The 17402-nt window shown below is 61.2% G+C and carries 15 protein-coding genes; 6 read left to right on the top strand and 9 right to left on the bottom strand.

All coding sequences use genetic code 11. From position 1 onward, the window contains the following. Window positions 1-464: 464 nt before the first annotated feature. The 4 genes from F8N85_RS02895 (at window position 465) to dld (ending at window position 6168) form a co-directional block, all read left to right on the top strand. Window positions 465-1496 carry a TRAP transporter substrate-binding protein gene (locus F8N85_RS02895; RefSeq protein WP_150802169.1) on the top strand — a complete coding sequence of 344 codons (1032 nt, stop codon included), beginning with the start codon at window positions 465-467 and terminating at the stop codon, window positions 1494-1496. After that, window positions 1493-3376, top strand: a complete 1884-nt coding sequence (locus F8N85_RS02890) for a TRAP transporter large permease subunit (protein WP_150802168.1) — start codon at window positions 1493-1495, stop codon at window positions 3374-3376. Before F8N85_RS02895 ends, F8N85_RS02890 begins: the two co-directional genes overlap by 4 nt. Before the next feature lie 13 nt (window positions 3377-3389). Continuing rightward, window positions 3390-4184, top strand: a complete 795-nt coding sequence (locus F8N85_RS02885; protein ID WP_150802167.1) for an SDR family NAD(P)-dependent oxidoreductase — start codon at window positions 3390-3392, stop codon at window positions 4182-4184. Window positions 4185-4443: 259 nt separating this feature from the next. Beyond that, window positions 4444-6168 (top strand): D-lactate dehydrogenase, encoded by a 1725-nt coding sequence (dld, locus tag F8N85_RS02880; protein ID WP_150802166.1) that lies wholly within the window; start codon window positions 4444-4446, stop codon window positions 6166-6168. A 115-nt stretch (window positions 6169-6283) separates the two neighbouring features. Here dld and F8N85_RS02875 read toward each other — a convergent pair whose 3' ends face one another. The 6 genes from F8N85_RS02875 to F8N85_RS02850 all read right to left on the bottom strand — a co-directional run bounded on the left by F8N85_RS02875 (window position 6284) and on the right by F8N85_RS02850 (window position 12582). Further along, complete coding sequence (locus F8N85_RS02875; protein ID WP_150802165.1) at window positions 6284-7612, bottom strand: OprD family porin; 1329 nt, start codon at window positions 7610-7612, stop codon at window positions 6284-6286. 118 nt (window positions 7613-7730) lie between these two features. Continuing rightward, window positions 7731-8126 (bottom strand): PPC domain-containing DNA-binding protein, encoded by a 396-nt coding sequence (locus F8N85_RS02870; RefSeq protein WP_150802164.1) that lies wholly within the window; start codon window positions 8124-8126, stop codon window positions 7731-7733. Beyond that, window positions 8123-8674, bottom strand: a complete 552-nt coding sequence (locus F8N85_RS02865; RefSeq protein ID WP_150802163.1) for a hypothetical protein — start codon at window positions 8672-8674, stop codon at window positions 8123-8125. The genes F8N85_RS02870 and F8N85_RS02865 overlap by 4 nt, the downstream gene beginning before the upstream one ends. Continuing rightward, window positions 8674-10251, bottom strand: coding sequence for an acyl-CoA synthetase (locus F8N85_RS02860; RefSeq protein WP_150802162.1), 1578 nt, complete (start codon window positions 10249-10251; stop codon window positions 8674-8676). The genes F8N85_RS02865 and F8N85_RS02860 overlap by 1 nt, the downstream gene beginning before the upstream one ends. Further along, the gene (locus F8N85_RS02855; RefSeq protein ID WP_150802161.1) at window positions 10248-11417 is read right to left on the bottom strand and encodes an acetyl-CoA acetyltransferase; all 1170 of its coding nucleotides are present in this window, start codon (window positions 11415-11417) and stop codon (window positions 10248-10250) included. The genes F8N85_RS02860 and F8N85_RS02855 overlap by 4 nt, the downstream gene beginning before the upstream one ends. Before the next feature lie 256 nt (window positions 11418-11673). Then, window positions 11674-12582, bottom strand: coding sequence for a LysR family transcriptional regulator (locus F8N85_RS02850; RefSeq protein WP_150802160.1), 909 nt, complete (start codon window positions 12580-12582; stop codon window positions 11674-11676). A gap of 153 nt (window positions 12583-12735) precedes the next feature. Here F8N85_RS02850 and F8N85_RS02845 point away from each other — a divergent pair, with 153 nt between their 5' ends. After that, complete coding sequence (locus F8N85_RS02845) at window positions 12736-13806, top strand: sigma-54-dependent Fis family transcriptional regulator (RefSeq protein ID WP_150802159.1); 1071 nt, start codon at window positions 12736-12738, stop codon at window positions 13804-13806. A gap of 90 nt (window positions 13807-13896) precedes the next feature. Then, window positions 13897-14679, top strand: coding sequence for an SDR family NAD(P)-dependent oxidoreductase (locus F8N85_RS02840; RefSeq protein WP_150802158.1), 783 nt, complete (start codon window positions 13897-13899; stop codon window positions 14677-14679). A 61-nt stretch (window positions 14680-14740) separates the two neighbouring features. Here the strand turns inward: F8N85_RS02840 and F8N85_RS02835 are convergent, their stop codons facing one another. The 3 genes from F8N85_RS02835 to F8N85_RS02825 all read right to left on the bottom strand — a co-directional run bounded on the left by F8N85_RS02835 (window position 14741) and on the right by F8N85_RS02825 (window position 17396). Continuing rightward, complete coding sequence (locus F8N85_RS02835; protein ID WP_150802157.1) at window positions 14741-15679, bottom strand: AEC family transporter; 939 nt, start codon at window positions 15677-15679, stop codon at window positions 14741-14743. 69 nt (window positions 15680-15748) lie between these two features. Beyond that, window positions 15749-16546 carry an SDR family NAD(P)-dependent oxidoreductase gene (locus F8N85_RS02830; protein WP_150802156.1) on the bottom strand — a complete coding sequence of 266 codons (798 nt, stop codon included), beginning with the start codon at window positions 16544-16546 and terminating at the stop codon, window positions 15749-15751. Between the two features lie 61 nt (window positions 16547-16607). Then, window positions 16608-17396 (bottom strand): phytanoyl-CoA dioxygenase family protein, encoded by a 789-nt coding sequence (locus tag F8N85_RS02825; RefSeq protein WP_150802155.1) that lies wholly within the window; start codon window positions 17394-17396, stop codon window positions 16608-16610. Between the last annotated feature and the right edge of the window lie 6 nt (window positions 17397-17402).

Here is a 17402-nt window from a genome sequence, read left to right as displayed (position 1 = left end):
TTGAACTGAGTTGCGCCCACTATTGAGTTTCGACGAGGCAATATTCAGACACAAAAAGCCGCGTCTGGACGCGGCTTTTTCATGGGTGCTGCGCTCGCGGTGCGCCGGGACATCTGACCCGAGATCGAAGTTCTTTTGCTGATAGGAGCCTACTAGAAGTGACTGGATCGCCACCTGCCGGAGTCGACCCATTACAGGTGTCGCCTGTGGGGTTGGGGGCGACAATTCAAAGGAGACACCTGTTACATCAACCCAGTGTTCAGGTCGTGCTGTAAGAAATTGATACATTCAATAAAGTTATATTTTCTTTCGTAGAAACAGTGGCTTGGATAAAAACACGAGCTACTTTTTCGACAGGCTCGAGGCTTTTTCAGTCCATGGCACCTGAATTGCTTTATCACTTGCATGCAATCGTCGGCACCACGGCCATCGATCAATAAAAACAATAAAGTCAGGAGAACTAAATGAGCGACTTTACTCGCCGCAACTTTCTCAAAACGGCCTCCCTCGCTTCTGCCGCCGTCGCGGCCGCCGGGCTCGGTCTTTACAGCGGCAAGAGCCAGGCCGCCGAGTTCAAACTGAAGTTTGCCAACAATCTGCCCATCACCCACTCCATGAATGTGCGTTCCCGGGAGATGGCCAAGGCGATTCGTGAAGAAACCAACGGTGCGGTACAGATCCAGATTTTCCCCAGCAGCCAGCTCGGCAGCGATACCGATACCCTGGCTCAAGTGCGCTCCGGCGCCGTCGACATGTTCGCACTGTCGCCGGTGATCCTCGGCACGATGGTTCCCTCCGTGCAGATCAGCGCAGTCGGGTTTGCCTTCAAAGATTATGAGCAAGTGTGGAATGCCATGGACGGCGAGCTGGGCGCTCATGTACGCGCCGAGATCGCCAAGACCGAAACGCTGTTTGCGTTCGACAAAATCTGGGACAACGGTTTTCGTGTGACCACCACCAGTACCCGTCCGGTGGTCACTCCCGAGGACCTCAAGGGCATGAAGCTGCGCGTGCCTCCGAGCCCCATCATCATGTCCATCTTCCGCGCCTTCGAAGCCGCGCCTACCAGCATCAATTTTTCCGAAGTGTATTCGGCACTCCAGACCCGCATCGTGGAAGGTCAGGAAAATCCGCTTACCCTGGTGTCTTCGGCGAAACTGTATGAAGTGCAGAAATACTGCTCCCTGACCAACCACGTCTGGGACGGCTTCTGGATGCTGGGTAACAGCGCCTCCTTCAACCGCTTGCCGCAGGACTTGCGAGCGGTGGTCAGCAAACACATCAATACCGCGGTGCTCGCTCAGCGCGATGACCTGGCCAAGTTGCAGGGCACCATTCGCGACACGCTCAAGCAGCAAGGTCTTGAACTGGTGGAGTCGCCACCCGAACCCTTCCGTCAGCGCCTGCAAACCGCCAACTACTATGGCGACTGGCACGAGAAATTTGGCGACGCCGCCTGGGCAATCCTCGAGAAATATGCCGGGAAACTCGCATGATGGGCGCGCCAGCGGCAGTGGCCTCCACTTCTTCCATGCGCCTGCCGGCCCGGGCGCTTGTCTGTCTGAATACGTGGACCATGCATGTGGTCGGGGTGATCACCGTTGCTTTGATGGTGATCGAAACCGGCGTGCTGCTGGCGGGGGTTATTTCTCGTTACGTGATGCACAGCCCGCTGATCTGGTCCGATGAGCTGGCGTCTTCACTGTTCATCTGGATGGCCATGTTCGGCGCGGTGCTGGCCCTGGATCGCGGGGAACACATGCGCATGTCGGCGCTGGTAAACAAGTTGCCCGAAGTCTGGCGCGGTTTCTGCGAAACCCTGTCGGCGCTGGTGGTGTGCCTGTTCGTGGTGATGATCATCGCGCCGGCCATGCAGCATTCTCATGAACAGATGTGGATCACCGCCCCGGCGTTGGGCATTCCCGACGGCTTGCGTGCGGCGGCCTTGCCGGTCGGCGCGGTGTTGATGCTGCTGGCTGCGGTCTCGCGCATGGCGCGGTTTTCCACGGTGAGCCAGTTCATGGCGGGGATTGTCGTGGTGGCGGTCGTGGCTGCCGGATTGTGGATCAGCCAGCCACTGCTGGCGGATCTGGGTAACTACAATCTGATCATCTTTTTTCTGGTGCTGCTGGGTGCCTGTGTATTCGGCGGTATCCCCATCGCGTTCGCCTTCGGCACCGCAACCATGGCGTACCTGGCGCTGGCCACCCATGCACCGTTGTCGATTGTGGTCAGCCGCATGGACGAAGGCATGTCGCACATGGTGCTGCTGGCGGTGCCACTGTTCGTGATGCTGGGCGTGGTGCTCCAACTGTCCGGCATGGCGCGCACGCTGATCGACTTCATGGCCTCGTTGCTCGGTCATGTGCGGGGCGGCCTGCAGTACGTTTTGCTGGGTGCGATGTTTCTGGTGTCGGGGATTTCCGGTTCCAAGGTCGCCGACATGGCGGCGGTCGCTCCGGCGCTGTTCCCTGAAATGAAAAAACGCGGCTCCAAGCCCGAAGAGCTGGCGGCGTTGCTGGCGGCGACCGGTGCGATGACCGAGACCATTCCGCCGAGCCTGGTGCTGATTACCATCGGCGCGGTGTGCAGCGTTTCCATTACCGCACTGTTCATCGGTGGTCTGATGCCGGCAGTGGTGGCCACGGTGGTTATCGCGCTGGTGTGCTGGTGGCGCTCACGCAAGGACGCGCGGCCGAATGTTCAGCGCGCGCCGCTATCGGTCGTCGTGCGCACGTTCATGATCGCCTTGCCGGCCCTGGCGCTGCCATTGCTGATCCGGGTAGCGGTGCTTGAAGGCGCGGCCACAGCCACCGAAGTCTCCACCATTGGTGTGGCGTACGTGGTGATGGTCGGGCTGGTGATGCACCTGTTCATGCGCCACATCGAGTTCAAGAAGGTCTACCCGATGATGCTCGAGGCAGCGGCATTGTCCGGTGCCATCCTGCTGATCATCGGCATGGCATCGGCCATGGCCTGGGCACTGACTCAGTCAGGTTTCTCGGCATCGTTGGTGGATGTGATCAGCGAAATCCCTGGCGGCGCCATCGGCTTCATGATTGTGACCATCGTCACCTTCGTGATTCTGGGCAGCGTGCTGGAGGGTATCCCGGCGATCGTGCTGTTCGGCCCACTGATGTTCCCGCTGGCCGAAATGCTCGGCATTCACCCGGTGCACTACGCCATGGTGGTGATCCTGGCGATGGGTATCGGCCTGTTCGCACCGCCGCTGGGTGTCGGCTTCTACGCCGCCTGCGCGATCAGCAAGGTGTCGTCCGACCACGTTATCCGTCGCGTCTGGGGCTACCTCGCCGCACTGATCGTGGCGCTGATTATCGTCGCCTGTTTCCCATGGATCTCCATCGGTTTCCTTTAAGAGAGCATTTGTCATGAGCCAATTAGCGAAAAAACAAGCTCCGGTCGCCCTGGACTTGGGGCGCGTGGCCCTGGTCACAGGCGCCGCCATGGGCATCGGCGCGGCGATCGCCGAACGCCTGGGGCACGATGGGCATACGGTGGTGGTGGCAGACATCAACCTGGCGGCGGCCGAAGAAATGGTCGTCGGGCTCAAGGCCCAAGGCATTGAAGCGCTGGCGTTGGCGATCGACGTTGGCGATGCGCAATCCATCGCGGCGGCGTTTGCCTATCTGCAAGAGCGTTTTGGTCGCTGTGACGTGCTGGTAAACAACGCCGGCATTGCCAAGACCCAGGCGTTTCTGGACTGCGACCTCGCCGACTGGCAGCGGGTCCTGAACATCAACCTGACGGGCTCGCTTCTCTGCGGCCAACACGCGGCACGCCTGATGAGCGTCAATGGTTGGGGGCGGATCATCAACGTCGCCTCCATCAGCGGTATGCGCGCGAGCATGGGCCGCACAGCCTATGGCACGTCCAAGGCAGCGATCATCGGGTTGACTCGGCAGATGGCGGTCGAGCTTGCCGAATACGGCATTACCGTAAACGGTATAGCGCCCGGCCCTGTGGACACACCGTTGACCCAGATGCTGCACTCGGCCACGACCCGGGATTCCTACGCCAGGGCCGTGCCGATGCGGCGTTATGGAACACCAGCGGAAATGGCGGGGGCGGTGGCCTTTCTCGCTTCCGACGATTCGTCATACATCAGCGGTCATGTGATTCCGGTGGATGGCGGGTTCATGGCGTCGGGCATCCTGGAAATTTGAGCGACCGCCGCGACACCGCTCAAACGATGCCTCCCTCGCGAGCATCTCGCAAAAAGCCAGCCTGCCTGTAATGCGTGTCACCCGGCGCGAGATTTTCGCCGCTGGGGGGCGACGCCTGCTTCCTCATGGCTTCGCCCGCCTTTAACCGCACGGTTTCAGGGGGTGGAGCAGACCGAGTCGAGTCATCCCCAAGGCCTGGAACACGCCTTGGAAGAACAATAACGGCCGCCCGATCGCGCCTCTACCTGCGGAAATACCGATGAACGCCATTGCCACACCTGTGCATCAATCTCTTGTACCCGAACTCATCGCCAACCTTAAAACCATCGTCGGTGACAGCCATGTACTGACCGAAGCCAACGACACAGTGCGCTTTCGCCAGGGCTTCCGATTTGGCAAGGGCAGTGCCGTAGCGGTGGTGTGTCCTGGTTCGTTGCTTGAGCAATGGCGAGTGGTCAAAGCGTGCGTGGCCGCCGACATGATCGTCATCATGCAGGCCGCCAACACCGGGCTTACCGGTGGCTCAACGCCTGACGGCGGCTACGATCGCGAGGTCGTGATCGTCAGTACCCTGCGCATGCGCACCGTGCAGGTGATCGAGCAGGGGCGGCAAGTGATCTGCTTTCCAGGTTCGACGCTGGATCAGCTGGAAAAGGTGCTCAAGCCCCTGGGGCGCGAGCCGCATTCGGTGATTGGCTCTTCGTGCATTGGCGCTTCAGTCTTCGGTGGCGTCTGCAACAATTCGGGTGGTTCGTTGATCCGGCGCGGGCCGGCCTACACCGAGATGTCGCTATACGCCCAGCTTGATGCGGAGGGCCAACTGCACTTGGTCAATCACTTGGGAGTCAATCTGGGCGATACGCCTGAGCAGATCCTTGGCAACCTGGATGCTGGCCGTTACAGCGAAGCCGATATCCAGGCCAATGCCGGACGCGGCTCCGACCACGGTTATGCAGAGCACGTGCGTGATGTCGATGCCGCCACGCCAGCCCGTTTCAACGCGGACAAGCAACGCCTGCACGAAGCCAGCGGCAGCGCAGGCAAACTCGCGGTATTTGCGGTGCGCCTGGACACTTTTACCGCTGAACGCGATACCGCGGTGTTCTACATCGGAACCAATCACACCGATGACCTGACCCGGATCCGCCGACACATGCTTGAGCACTTCGTCGAGTTGCCGATCGCCGGTGAGTACATGCACCGTGACGCCTACGACGTGGCGGCGCAGTACGGCAAGGATACCTTCCTGATGATCCATCACCTGGGCACCCAGCGCTTGCCGAAGATGTTTGCCCTGAAAAGTCGGGTGGATAACTTTCTCGGTCGTTTTACGTGGCTGCGTTCGCATCTGTCAGACCGCGTATTGCAGCGGGTCGCGCGCTGTTTTCCGGATCACCTGCCCAAACGTATGACCGATTACCGTCAGCGTTTTGAGCATTACTTGATGCTCAAGGTGTCTGCCGCTTCGGTAGCGCCGACCGAAGCTTACCTGAGCCAATTGCTCGACGGGCGTGGTGGGGACTTCTTTCGATGCTCGGCTGAGGAGGGCAGCAAGGCGTTCCTGCATCGGTTCGCGGCGGCCGGGGCGGCGGTGCGGTATCGGGCGATCCATGACGATGCGGTCGAGGATATCGTGGCACTGGATATCGCCCTGGCACGCAATGATCGGGACTGGTTCGAGAAACTGCCTGAATCCATTGAACAGCAACTGATCCTGAAACTGTATTACGGACATTTCTTCTGTCACGTCTTTCACCAGGATTACATCGTGCGCAAGGGCAGCGATTGTCTGGCGGTGGAGCATGAGATGTGGGCGCTGCTGGATAATCGAGGTGCCGAGTATCCGGCCGAGCATAACGTCGGCCATCTTTATCCTGCGAAGGCCGAGCTGAAGGCGTTTTATCAGAAGCTGGATCCGTGCAATGCCTTCAACCCCGGCGTCGGAAAGACTTCGAAGTGTCGGCATTGGCAGAGTGAGGCCTGAAGCGAGCCAGCATGAAGCAGCGGCGGCGTGGCTTTCGAGAGCACGCCGCCACGCGGGGTCAACTTCAAACGATCGACATAAAACAAGGGGCTCCCGACATCGGAGCCCCCGGCGGTCAGAACAACGCCAGCGTATAACTGACGGCCACGCGGTTCTGGTCCTGGGCATATTCGCTGGGCAAGCCACTGCGCATCGTGCCGTTACGCCAGCTGAACCCTACACCCTTGAAGGTGCCGCTCTGCACCACGTAATCCAGCGCGATGTCGCGTTCCCATTCCTTTTCATCGCCACCGGTGGCCGTGCGGATGTTGGTGCCCTTGAGGTACGTGACTGACGCCACCAGCCCGGGAATGCCCATCGCGGCGAAGTTGTAGCCGTATTGTCCGAATGCCGTGCGCTCGCCTGCCCGGGTGAAGCTGGTGATGAGGCGGTCGGTGAACAGGTAGATACTGCTGCCCGCCGCACCCTCGTTAGTGTTGCCTTGGTTTAGCTGCACAAAGTTGCCGCTGTCGGACACGCTCTGGTAACCGAGCAGGAAGGAGTTGCCGCCCAGGGCATAGGTAAACATCGCGCTCCAGGTGTCGTTGTCGATCTTGCCGGGGGTATCACCCAGGCCTCCCACCCGGTAACCGGCGGCGCGGCCTGAGGCGGAGTCGTTGCGGCCATCGGCGTCGGTCTTGAAGTAACGCAGGTCGGTGGTCAGCGACTGGCCCTCGCCCAGGGGCAGCACATGCACCAGGCCGCCGAAATGCTGTATGTAATAGTCTTCCAGCTGGGCCGCGTAGTATTGCAGCGTGAGTTGCTTGGTCAGCTTGTAGTCGGCGCCGGCAAACAGGAACTCATTGCTTTGCTGCGTGCCGCCGGCGACCGCGAGCCCCGAGCGGTTGGTCGAGCCGCGGCCGGTGGTGTGTTCCAGGCGACCGCCGACCAGGGTCAGGTTGTCCACTTCCTTGGAGGTGATCATGCCGCCTTCGAAGGTTTGTGGCAGGACGCGACCATCGTTGGCCACCAGGATCGGCAGCTTGGGCTGGAGGGTGCCGTAGCGGGCCTCGGTCTGGGAAAAACGCATCTTGCCGGTCAGCCCCAGCCGGCTCCATTCGTCCACGGCGCTGCCGTCGCTGTCATCAGGAATCATCGAGCTTCCGCGGTGGTTGCCTGTGCCGCCGTCGAGGCGCACCCCCAGCAAGCCAAGCGCGTCCACACCAAAGCCGACAGTGCCATCGGTGAAGCCGGATTTGTAATCGAGGAAGAATCCCTGTGCCCATTCTGCTGTTTTGCTTTGCCCGGCGGGACCGGCACGATCGCGGTAGTCGTGGTTGAAGTAGTAGTTGCGAAAACCCAGGGTGGCCTTGCTGTCCTTGACGAAGTCAGCGTGCGCCATGGGTGACAGGGCGATACCTGTGGTGGCGAGCAAAGACAGTCGGACGAAAGGAATTTTTTTCATTGTTGTTTTCCTGATGGACGTGGCAATACGATCGAAAGTCCGGGGGCGCGGGGGCAGTGAACCCGCCCTTTGCACACGGCTACGATTTATTGTTATGGGTGGTTACGGGATGAACGGTTCAGTCGGGCAGCCACTCTTGCAACGTCAGCTCGACCGTAATGAACGTGAGGTTTTTACCGCGCTCCAGGCGGCCGGCGTAGAGCTTGCCGTCGGCATCGGCAACGACCGCCTGCAATCGGCTTTCGCCGCTGATGATTTCGCCGCTGACGCTGAGTATTTCCACGCCCGGACCATCGACACGGATTTCGATCATGCCCTGGCGACCCAGGTAGCAGAGCTGGGCATCAATCAGACTGCCCAGTCCGCCGCGGACCACGGCCAGGTGGATGCCGTGGTCTTTGCACAAGGCTTCGGCGCTGTCGATGAGGTCTTCGTTGGGTTTCAGGCGGGCGATCACCAGGCGGCCCAGCCGGCCGCCCTGGACCTGGGACTCTTCGGTTGTGGCGAGGTTCATGACAGCTCCTGGAGGACGGGATGAAGCAGGTTGAAGTGAGTCTCCGCGTCAGGCTGCACCTGGTAGGCAACCTGGTCGAACAGGCACAGGCGAATCACCAGGGGCTCACTGCCCACGATCAGTTTGTCCAGCACCAGATGCCCGCCGTGCTGCTCGCCATTGCGATCGAGAAAACCGGCATGGCAGTGCAACAGCGGAGCGCCCTTGGCATCGCGACCCACGGTGATGGCGCCGCTGATAAACGTGATGTAGCCGTCCAGGACCACCGGCTGGCCATAGTCATAGGGGCGCTCGGGCTTGTCGGTGACAATCATGCGGTGATAGCTCAGGTGCGCGGCGCCACCACACAGAATGCGTCCCACCGCGCTGCCATAGCGTCGACCTTCCAGCGCCTTGAGCACACCTGCTGCGACGTTACTGGCCATCGGCAGCACGATGCGCAACTCTTCGCTATAAGGCACTTCCAGGTCCAGTCGCCGGGGTGATAGCGGTGGGCCCTCGTGGATGAACGTGCGCACTCCGGCGCGATCCGCGAAATGTGGGGTCATCAGGCCACCTCCTGGCGTTCTTCAAGCAGCGCGCGGATCTGCTTTTTGACGATCTTGCCGTAGCCTGACTTGGGCATCTCGTCCCAGCGCACGAAGCGCTTGGGCCATTTGTAACGCGCTACACGCGGCTCCAGATGCGCCAGTAACTGTTCGTCGCTGACCTCGGCGGTGGTGACGATCACCGCATAGCCGGACTCGCCCCATTTCGCGTCGGGCATGCCCAGCACGGCCACTTCTGTCACCGCCGGATGACTGAGCAGGGCCTCCTCGACTTCCCGTGGATACACGTTGGAACCACCGGAAATGTACATGTCCGAAGCCCGACCGGTGATGAACAGGTAACCCTGTTCGTCCAGATGGCCGAGATCGCCGGTATGGAACCAGCCGAACTTGAAGCAGCTTTCGTTGGCCTTGGGGTTGTTGTAGTAACCGCTGAACACGGCGGGGCCGCGCACGCAGATTTCGCCGTCGATACCCGTGGCCAATTCATTGCCGTCGTCATCGAGAATCGCCACCTGCATGCCGGTCCGAGGGTAGCCGCAGCTGCCGACCTTGGCGTCGGGGGAATCTTCGGCGTGGTGGCAATCGGCGGGCAGCACGGTGATGTTGCCGGTCACCTCACCCAGGCCGTAATACTGCACCAGTACCTTGCCCAGCTTGTTCAGTGCATGGCGCTGGTCGGCGCGGTACATCGGCGCGCCGGCATAGATCACCTGGCGCAGGCTACTGTGGTCGTAGCGGTCGACGGCGTCGCTTTCGGTAAGCATCTTGACGATGGTCGGCACGGTGAAGAGGTTGTCCACTCGATGCTCCTGCACCAGGCGCCAGGCCTCGTCGCAGTCCAGTTTGTCGCTGGCCGGCAGCACGCAGGCGGCGCCTCGAGCGACATTGACCAGGGCATGGATGCCAGCGCCGTGGGACAGTGGCGCCAGCACCAGCGAGCGCGAGTGCTGGTTCAAGCCGGGCATCAGGTCGGCGATGTGGTTGGTGATCACGAAAGCCATCTGGCCGTGAGTCAGCACCCCTGCCTTGGGATGGCCGGTGGTGCCCGAGGTGTAGAAGAACCACAGCGGGTCGTGGTAATTCACTTCGGCCGGACGGAAGGCGGCGTGCAGGGCACGGCCCGCATCCAGCAATTGGTCGTAGGCCAGTTCGCCGTCACGGGGTTGGCCGATGGCGATGACTTGCTGCAGGGCCGGCGATGCTTCGCGCACGGCGTCGACGTAATGTTCGAGGCCTTCGTCGTAAAGCATCGCTACCGCGCCGCTGGAGTTGCCCAGATAGGCGGCTTCGGACGGGGTGATGCGCACGTTGGTGGGGACCCACACGGCGCCGAGGCGAAACGCGATCCAGGCACTTTCGAATAACGGCAGGTTGTTGCGTGAGTGCACCAGCAGCTTGTCGCCTTTCTTGATGCCGCGTTCGCGCAAGGCAGCGGCGACACTGTCGACCCGCATGGATATTTCTTTCCAGGAGTACTCACGACCACTGCGAATAAAACCCGGCGCATCCGGATAGCGACGAGCGATCTGGTTGAGCATTTCTCCCAGGTTCATGACGTTGTCGATACCCATCATTGCACGGTCTCCAGGATGCTCACGTAGTTGGTCACCGCCGCGCCGCCCATATTGAAGACCCCGGCGCGATCGGCCTTGGGCAGTTGCATATCGCCCGCCTGGCCGCTGAGCTGCATGGCCGCCATGACGTGCATCGACACGCCGGTGGCACCGATCGGGTGACCCTTGGACTTGAGGCCGCCAGACGGGTTGATTGGCAGGCGCCCATCCTTGCGGCTGACGCCTTCGGCGATGACGCGCGCGCCCTGGCCACGTTCGGCCAGGCCCATGGCTTCGTATTCCAGTAATTCAGCGATGGTGAAGCAGTCGTGGGTCTCGACCAGCGACAGATCGTCCAGGCTCAGCTGGGCGGTTTGCAGCGCTTGTTGCCAGGCACGGGCGGCACCTTCGAAGAACGTCGGGTCGCGCTTGGACAGCGGCATGTAGTCATTGACCTGCACGGCGGCACGGAAGCGAACGGCGTGGCGGCGATCACCCGCCAGGTCGTGGCGACTGATCACCAGGGCAGCCGATCCGTCGGTGATCAACGAGCAGTCGGTACGTTTCAGCGGTCCGGCCACGAAGGGGTTTTTTTCCGACGGGTTACGGCAGAAGTCATAACCGAAATCGCGGCGCATGTGCGCGTAGGGGTTCAGCACGCCATTGGCGTGATTCTTCGCGGCAATCATCGCCAGCGCATCGGACTGGTCGCCGTAACGGTCGAAATAGGTTTGCGCAATGGTGCCGAACACACCGGCGAAGCCACCCTCGATATCGGCTTCTTCCTTGGCGTAGCAGCACTTGAGCAGGATCTTGCCGACCTCGGCGGTGGGCAGGGTGTTCATCTTCTCGAACCCCACCACCAGTGCATGTTTGCTCTGGCCGCTGAGTACCGCCTGCAGGGCCGAATGAATCGCTGCCGAGCCGGTGGAGCAGGCATTTTCCACACGTACCGAGGGGGTGAAACGCAACTGTGGAATATGGTTGGCCAGCAGGGCTGAAGGAAAGTCCTGATACAGGAAGCCAGCGTTGAAGTGGCCGACATGCACGGAGTCGATCTGCTCCGGCGCGATGTCTGCGTGTGCCAGTGCGCCGATGGCGGCCTCCGCCATCATCAGTTCAGGATCGAGTTGGTCGAACTTGCCGAATGGCGAGTGATACCAGCCAGTCATAACGGGCGATCGCATAAGGTGTTCCCTGCGTTGATGTTGTTTGGCAAGGGCGATAGCAAGAGCGGTGCCAAGGGCTGGCGGGGCAGGCGCAGGCCCGGTGGAGCGGGCGTTTGCGAGGAGCACGCGATGGCCAGGCAGATGTCGCCTGAGCAGATAAGGGAGACACTTATGGGAGACACCTGTCGCTTCAGACGAGTCCAGGCGAGGTGTCTTGGGAGGCTGAATGCGAGCAGCGGGCGCAAGGGGTTACGCCTCGATTACCTGAACCCGTTCAGGCAATTTCTTCCTCGCAAGACACCTGGGCGCTGGCCTGTTGCGCACTCTCGATAAACGTCGCGATGCACGGGTTGTGATTATCGGCTTTCCACACCGCCACCACCTCGATCACCGGCGCATCGCGCAACGGCTTGAACGTGGTGTTGGCCAGGCGCATGTTGCGCATCGAGCGGGGCACGATGGCGATCCCCAGGCCTTCGCCCACCAGGTTGACGATGGTCTGCTGCATGTTGATTTCCAGACCGATATTCGGGGTGACCCCGTGCTGCAGGCAGTAGTTGAAAATCATGTCGTGCAGCGCCGGGGCAATACGCCGTGGCACGATGATGAAGGTTTCCCCGGCCAGTTCCCGTGGGTCGATCATCGGCTGCTCCAGCAGTCGATGATCCGGCGGCAGTACCACAGTCATTTCTTCCCGGTACAGGGTCACGGTCTCAAGCCCGCTGCAGTCCTGCGGACGGTACATGATCGCCACGTCCTTGTTGCCGTCGCTGATGTCCTGGGCAAGGTCCAGTGGCAAGGTCTCGGTCAGCTTGAGCCTCACCTGCGGAAACTGCGCGGCATAGCGTCGGGTAATCGCCGGGGTAACGCTGTAGGCCGTAGACATCATGAAACCCACCGACAGTTCGCCCGCCGCGCCCCGCGCGGCGGCCAAGGCGTTGCGCTTGGCTTGCTCGAACGCGGCAAACACCGTGGCGGTATCCAGGTAAAAGCGCTGGCCCGCCTCGGTCAGTTCTACCCGTCGGCGTGAACGATCGAACAGCTTGACCCCCAGTTCTTCTTCGAGCAAAGCGATCTGCCGCGACAGCGGCGGCTGGGAGATATGCAGGCGTTCAGCGGCACGGCCGAAGTGCAGGGTTTCTGCCAGGGTGCGGAAATATTGCAGATGGCGGAGTTCGATCATGATGCTCTAAAAGGTATCAATAGATGATTTATTATGGATTGGAAAATATAAGTGTGCCTGCCTTATTGTGATTCAACGCCATATCGACGGCTGCATCACAAGTGCGGCGAGTCGACATAGTCACGAGCTATACAATAAAAACAGGTGACGCTGATGCCTTCCGTACACGAACACCCTTCGTTTGCCCGAGCCCACGCAACCTCCGCTTACCCTGAATGCGATATTGCCCACGACAGTGACCCGCAAGTGCGCCAGGCTTTTCGCCGCGCGTTGCGCCTGATGGAGCGCGGCATCGCCGTACTCATTCAGGGGGAGACCGGTACCGGCAAAGAGGTACTGGCCCGTGCGCTGCACGAGCACGGTCAGCGCCACGCCGCGCAACTGGTCGCCCTCAATTGTGCGTCCATCCCCGAAACCCTGATCGAAAGCGAACTGTTCGGCTACTCCCGCGGTGCGTTTTCCGGTGCCCTGCCGAGTGGCAAGAAGGGCAAAGTGGCGCAGGCCGACGGCGGCACCTTGTTTCTCGACGAAATCGGCGACATGCCTTACGAGCAGCAAACCCGCCTGCTGCGGGTGATCGCCGAGCGCGAGATCACCCCGCTGGGCGCCGAGCGCAGTGTGCCGGTGAACTTCGCGCTGATCTGCGCCACCCACCAATCCCTTACCGCGCTGGTGGAAAACGGCAGCTTTCGCGAGGATCTGTTCTATCGCATTGCCACCGCAGTGGTGCAGTTGCCGCCGCTGCGCGAACGCACCGACCGTGCCGAGCTGGTGTGCAGCATGGTCGCCACCGAGCTGCCTGGCTGCGATCCACGCCAAGTCATCGCCGCCGATGTCTGGCCGTTGCTGCTTGGTCATTCGTGGCCGGGCAACCTGCGGCAGATGCGTGCGGTCATTCGTTATGCCTGTGCGGTGAAGGAGGGCGCGCGAGTTCAGCGCTGGGACCTGCCCGCTGACTTCCTCCCTCAGGCTGGCGGCCAGCCGTCGCTGCCGGTACGGGCGAAGGTGCAGAACGTTACGCCGATTCGCCAGACCCGACATACCGCCGCACCCGTGGATGAACGCGAGGACGTACTCGGCGTGCTCATCAATTGCCGCTGGAACATGACCGCCGCTGCTCGTGCGCTGGGGATCTGTCGGCCATCGCTGTATCGCGTGCTGCGGCGTCTGGATATCGCGCCGCTCAAGAACCAGTTGGCGCTGGGCAGCTACGCCCCTTCCTGACGGCATCAGCTGTCTGATTTTCATTGAACAACCGGCCTTTTCCCGTTGAGCGGGAAGGCCGACCTGCGTCCAGATCAAGGGATAACAATAATGAATGCCTCTGCCAATTTTGCGCCGATCAGTTTTTCTCTCGAAGGCCGTAACGCACTCGTCACCGGCGCCGCCCGCGGTATCGGCTATGCCATCGCTGTGGCTCTGGGCCAATGCGGCGCGCGGGTCGCAATCTGTGATCTCGACCATGGCGCCGCCGAACGGGCAGCAGCACAGCTAGGTGAGTTGGGCATTCATGCCATTGGCCTGGGGGTGGATGTTGCCGATGAGCAACAGGTGGAGGCCATGGTGAGCCAGGTTGGGCAGGCGCTGGGGAGCATCGATATCCTGGTCAACAATGCTGGCATCGTTTCCACCGCGCCGCTATTGGAGGTGAGCGCGGCCGAATGGAGGCGCGTTATGGCGATCGACCTGAACAGCGTTTTCTACTGCGCCAAGGCGGTCTTGCCGGGCATGATGGCCCGCCGCTCGGGACGGATCATCAACATCGCCTCGGTCGCTGGAAAACGCGGTGGCGGCCTGTTGGGCAACAGTTGTTATGCCGCGGCCAAAGGCGGCGTGATTGCCTTGACCAAGGGGCTGGCGCGCGAAGCCGGGCCGTTCAATATCACCGCCAATGCGGTGTCGCCAGCGTTGACCGATACCGACATGACCAGCACCCTGAGTTCCGAAGCACGGGCACGAGTGTTGGTGGACATGCCGTTGGGGCGCGCGGGAACACCGCGAGACATCGCCGCCGCGGTGTGTTTTCTGGCATCGGATGCGGCGAGTTTCGTGACGGGTGAAATCATGGATGTGGACGGTGGGTACATGCGTGATTAAGCGGTCACCGAGGGCAGGGCGCATCCGCTACAGGATCGTCGAGATCCTGTAGCGAGGGACTTCATTGTTGGGGGATCCACGCCAGAATCACCGACACCGTCAGCAACGAACACAAGGTCGACATCAGGATCGTGCGCGACATGGTGTTCGCCTCCCGACCAAACAATTCCGCCAGCATAAAGGGCCCGTTACCCACCGGTAATGCGCTCAACAGTAAAGCCGACCAGGCCCACATCGGCGGCAGCTCGAACACCCAGAACACCAATGCCCCCGTTACTGCCGGCTGCACGAGCAACTTCATCGTGACCAGCATGCCCAACGTCTGGCCGTCGACCTTGTGCGAACGGGTGGCGGCCAGGAACAGGCCAATGGAGACCAGTGCGCAAGGGCCCGCTGCCGCCCCGAGAAACTGGAACAACTGCTGCACCCCGGTGGGCAGCGCTACACCGCTCCACGCCACCAGGCAACCCAGCACCGGCGCCACCATGATCGGGTTGCGCAGCAGCGAGCCGCCCACCTTGGCCAACGTGCGGCCCAAGTGCTTTTCGCTCTGGCGAAACATCTCGATCATCACAATCGCCAGCGCGAATAGCAGGCACGCGGTCATCAAGGTGCCGATCACTGCGGGCGCAATGCCTGCCTCGCCGAAGGTCAACAAGCACAGTGGAATGCCCAGAAACCCGGAGTTGGGGTAGGCGGCGCCCAGCGCATCGATGGTGGCATCGATGAAGTGAGCCTTGTTGCGTAGCCGTAGCCACAAGGTGATCAGGAACACCACCGCCATGCCCAGGGCGAACGCGGCGATGAAACCCAGGTCGAGTGCCTGCACCGAGGCCAGTCGGGACATCGACTCGAACAGCAGCGCTGGCAGCCCCAGATAAATGACGAAGCGGTTGAGCTCGGTGGATGCGTTGGGCCCCAGGATGCCGCGACGGCGGCAGAAAAAGCCGACAAAAATCAGACTGAATACGGGAAAGGCAACATTGAAGATAGCGAGCATCGCCGCACGTGTCCTTACCGCCGCGGCACGCCACGGCAGATGCGAAGAGAAAAGGTGGCAGGTGCGGTTTCAGGCGCAGCGCAGGGTCAGGCCACCATCGACCACCAGATTGGTGCCGGTGATGTAACGCGCGGCATCGGAGGCCAAAAACAGCGCGGCGTGAGCCACGTCCCAGGCATCGCCCATGAAACCCATCGGGCATTGCGCGTGGCGGGTGTCGAGCATGGCTTGAACCCCTGCGCCGTAGGTCGCGGTCAGCGAAGCGCTGACCATCGGCGTGTTCATGAAGCCGGGCGACACGCAGTTGGCGCGGATGCCCAGCGGTGCGTACTGAACCGCAACGTTCTGGGTAAAGGCAATCATCGCCGCCTTGGTCGCTGAATAACCGACATAGGGGAAACCCAACCAATGCGTCGCGGCAATCGAGGCGATGTTGACGATGGCGCCGCACTTCTGTGCTTCCATCACCGGCAGGGCGTACTTGCAGGTCAGAAACAGGCTGGTCTGGTTGACGGCCAGCAAGCGGTTCCAGCTCTCTTCGCTGGCCTCCACCGGCCCGCCGGTTTCGGCGATGCCGACGTTGTTGTGCAACACGTCCAGGCGACCGAAATGATCCTGCGCCGCCTCGACCATGCGGCGCATGTCGGCTGAGTTGGACACATCGCCGGTGAACACTTCGCAGGTGCCGCCTTCTTCACGAATGATGGCGCAAGTAGCCTCGGCCGATTGTGGATCACGGTCCACCGCCAGCAGCCTGGCGCCTTCGCGGGCATATAACACTGCCGCCGCCCGGCCATTGCTCCAGCCCTCGGCGATGGCGCCGGCGCCCGTGACGATTACAACTTTGTCGCGCATGGAATCGTTCATCGTTGTTGTCCTTTTTATGGCGATGGCTGCCCGCCGAACGCGGTTCGGCGGGCGGCGGGGCTCAGGCTACAGCTTGTTGAAACTCGTCGAGGCAGGTGTCGTCGAGGGTCCGGATCGGTGTGAAATCGCGATGAGCGATGTAGTCCGGGCGCTGGAATTTGCGGATGGCGTTCTCCACTGAGTTGGTGGTGACGTACAGCGTGTTGCGGTCCCAGGGCGACAGATTGGGTGACGACGCATGCACCAGCGTGCTCTGGAAAATCAACACCGTACCGGCGACGCCCTTGGGTGCAACGATCCCCCCTTGCTCCACCAGCTCGGAGACCTTGGCATTGTCCAGCGTCCACAATGGATAGCTCGTCGTGGTCAGGTCGTGGCTGGCATCCAGGCGGCCTTCCTTGTGCGAGCGAGGAATGAGCATCAGCGGGCCGTTGAACTCGTTGACGTCATCGAGGAATATCGCAACGTTCATCGCCCGAGCCTCTGGCATGCCGTCATCCTGGTGCCAGGTGCCGAAATCCTGGTGCCATTGCCAGATATCGCCATTGAACGCAGCCTTGGCGTTGATCTTGAACTGATGCATGTACACCTCGCTGTTCAGCAATTGCCGCGCCGGATCGATCAAGCGTGGATGGCTGGCCACACGGGCGAATACCTCATCGAAGGTATGAGCGGCGAACACGGTGCGCACCACGCCGCTTTTTTCCTTGATCACTTCGTCGCGGTTCATCTGGTACAGCGCCGGAAGACGGGATTTCATCAGGGCTGCTTCCTGTTGTGAAAACAGGCTCGGCAGCAGGATGTAGCCTTCTTCGTCATAAGCCTTGATTTGTTCTTGTGTCAGCTTCATGAGTGT

It is taken from the genome of Pseudomonas fluorescens (genome assembly GCF_902497875.1).
In the GTDB taxonomy this organism is placed as follows: domain Bacteria; phylum Pseudomonadota; class Gammaproteobacteria; order Pseudomonadales; family Pseudomonadaceae; genus Aquipseudomonas; species Aquipseudomonas fluorescens_BR.
The sequence above is the reverse complement of the archived record's forward strand: the minus strand, read 5'-3'. Positions and strand labels throughout refer to the sequence as shown.

Coding starts and splice junctions, on each gene's coding strand:
- F8N85_RS02845 (WP_150802159.1), top strand. CDS start 12,736: ATGCCTTCCGTACACGAACACCCTTCGTTTGCCCGAGCCCACGCAACC.
- F8N85_RS02890 (WP_150802168.1), top strand. CDS start 1,493: ATGATGGGCGCGCCAGCGGCAGTGGCCTCCACTTCTTCCATGCGCCTG.
- F8N85_RS02850 (WP_150802160.1), bottom strand. CDS start 12,582: ATGATCGAACTCCGCCATCTGCAATATTTCCGCACCCTGGCAGAAACC.
- F8N85_RS02825 (WP_150802155.1), bottom strand. CDS start 17,396: ATGAAGCTGACACAAGAACAAATCAAGGCTTATGACGAAGAAGGCTAC.
- F8N85_RS02895 (WP_150802169.1), top strand. CDS start 465: ATGAGCGACTTTACTCGCCGCAACTTTCTCAAAACGGCCTCCCTCGCT.
- F8N85_RS02885 (WP_150802167.1), top strand. CDS start 3,390: ATGAGCCAATTAGCGAAAAAACAAGCTCCGGTCGCCCTGGACTTGGGG.
- F8N85_RS02860 (WP_150802162.1), bottom strand. CDS start 10,251: ATGATGGGTATCGACAACGTCATGAACCTGGGAGAAATGCTCAACCAG.
- F8N85_RS02855 (WP_150802161.1), bottom strand. CDS start 11,417: ATGCGATCGCCCGTTATGACTGGCTGGTATCACTCGCCATTCGGCAAG.
- dld (WP_150802166.1), top strand. CDS start 4,444: ATGAACGCCATTGCCACACCTGTGCATCAATCTCTTGTACCCGAACTC.
- F8N85_RS02840 (WP_150802158.1), top strand. CDS start 13,897: ATGAATGCCTCTGCCAATTTTGCGCCGATCAGTTTTTCTCTCGAAGGC.
- F8N85_RS02830 (WP_150802156.1), bottom strand. CDS start 16,546: ATGAACGATTCCATGCGCGACAAAGTTGTAATCGTCACGGGCGCCGGC.
- F8N85_RS02835 (WP_150802157.1), bottom strand. CDS start 15,679: ATGCTCGCTATCTTCAATGTTGCCTTTCCCGTATTCAGTCTGATTTTT.
- F8N85_RS02865 (WP_150802163.1), bottom strand. CDS start 8,674: ATGACCCCACATTTCGCGGATCGCGCCGGAGTGCGCACGTTCATCCAC.
- F8N85_RS02875 (WP_150802165.1), bottom strand. CDS start 7,612: ATGAAAAAAATTCCTTTCGTCCGACTGTCTTTGCTCGCCACCACAGGT.
- F8N85_RS02870 (WP_150802164.1), bottom strand. CDS start 8,126: ATGAACCTCGCCACAACCGAAGAGTCCCAGGTCCAGGGCGGCCGGCTG.